At 68.1% G+C, this 1789-nt stretch carries 1 protein-coding gene and 1 pseudogene; both read right to left on the reverse strand.

Translation table 11 applies throughout. From position 1 onward, the window contains the following. Window positions 1-114 precede the first annotated feature (114 nt). On the reverse strand, window positions 115-1620 hold the full coding sequence (fadD17, locus tag AC2VOP_RS14350; protein WP_486961595.1) for a long-chain-fatty-acid--CoA ligase FadD17: 1506 nt from the start codon (window positions 1618-1620) through the stop codon (window positions 115-117). Between the two features lie 6 nt (window positions 1621-1626). Then, window positions 1627-1789 (reverse strand): annotated as a pseudogene (locus AC2VOP_RS14355) (acyl-CoA dehydrogenase family protein); the annotation flags it as partial.

The raw sequence follows: 1789 nt of genomic DNA on the forward strand, positions 1-1789 counted from the left end.
TTCTCCGCCCGGGTCGCCGACGTCATCCGATCGACCAACGCCGCCACCTCAATCGTGCTATCGAACATGCCTTCGATCCTAAAGCGAGGGTCCGACACGTCATCCAAGCTCGAGCTAGCGCTCTATGCGAAACACCGGATCGGCGCAGTCGACGCCCTCGGCTGACAACGAGCGTTTGAGCACCTTGAACGTTGCCGTGCGCGGCAACTCGGCGCTGACCCGCACATACGACGGCCACTGCTTGGGCCCGAGGTCGGGTTGCTTGGCTAGGAAACCGCCGAACGCCCCCGCGTCGAACTGTGCGCCCGGTGCCAGCACCAGCGCCGCCATCACCTGGTCACCGACGGCCGGGTCCGGTACCGGGTACACCGCGACCTCGGCCACGTCCGGGTGTCGCAGCAGCACCCGTTCGATGGGTGCGGTGCCGAGGTTTTCCCCGTCTACCCGCATCCAATCGCCCAGCCGGCCGGCGAAATACGCGTATCCGGCGGCGTCGCGGTAGGCCAGATCGCCGCTGTGGTAGACCCCGCCGGCCATCCGCTCGGCCTCGGCGCCCGGGTCGTTGTAGTAACCTTCGAAACGGCCGCCGCCCGCGACGTTCACCAGCTCACCGACCACGCCGGGCGGGCAGGCTTCGCCGGTGTCGACGTCGATGATCGTTACTCCGTCGGGCAGCGGGCCTAGTGCACCGGCCGGGGTGTCGGGTGTGCTGCTGATCGCCACTCCGCCCTCGGTGGACCCGTACCCGTCGATTGCCGCGCAGCCGAACCTGCGGCCGAACCGCTCCACGTCGCCGGGGGCGCCCTCGTTGCCGTACACCGCCTTGAGCGGATTGTCCGCGTCGTCCGGCCGTTCCGGCGTCGCCAGCACATACGACAGCGGCTTGCCGACATAGTTGGCGTAGGTCACGCCGTAGTGGCGGACGTCGGGAAGGAACTGCGATGCCGAGAACTTGCGCCGCAACACCAGGCAACCGCGGCAGGCCAGCGAAACCGCCCAGCCTGCCAGCACGGCGTTGGAGTGAAACAGCGGCATCGACACGTAGCAGACGTCGTCGCGGCCGAGGTTGAAACGCTGGGTCATCGTCACACCGGCGATCCCCACTTTGCCGTGGCTGCACTTGACCGCCTTCGGGTCCCCGCTGGTGCCCGAGGTGAAGATCAGCATGAACAGATCTTCCGGTGCGCTGGGCACAACCGGCACCTCGACGCCGCGGTGCGCGGCCAGCTCGTCGGCCCACTCGGCGGAGTCGACATTGACATGCTCGATATCACCCAGCGTGGCAGCCGATCTCGAGTCGGCAAGCACCAACTGGCAGTCGGCATGGGCGATGTCGCGGGCCAGCGCCGCCCCGCGACGGATCGGGTTGAGTCCCACCGGGACGATGCCGAACAGCCCGGTGGCCACCAGCAGCGCGGAGAAGAACGGGGTGTTTTCCAGCAGCACCCCGACATGCGGTGGGCGGCCCGGATCGAGGCGGCCGCGCAGCGTGGACGTGATCGCCGCTGCGTCCCGGATGTGGTCACGCCAGCTGGTGAACGAGTCCTCGAAGTAGACGCCCCGATCCTCGACGCCCACCAGCGGGGTCAGCAGTTCGGTGACGGTCGGTAACGCGGCCACTGTGACTCACGCCGGTGTGTCGGCAAGTTCACGGCCGATCCGGCGTAGCTGTCCGGTCGCGCCGCCCAGTGCGAACTCGGCCTGCTTGGCAGCCAGGAAGTAGCGGTGGATCGGATGGTCGACGTCGATGCCCACCCCGCCGTGCACGTGAACGATGGTGTGGGCCACC

It is taken from the genome of Mycobacterium sp. TH-M106, assembly GCF_057473765.1.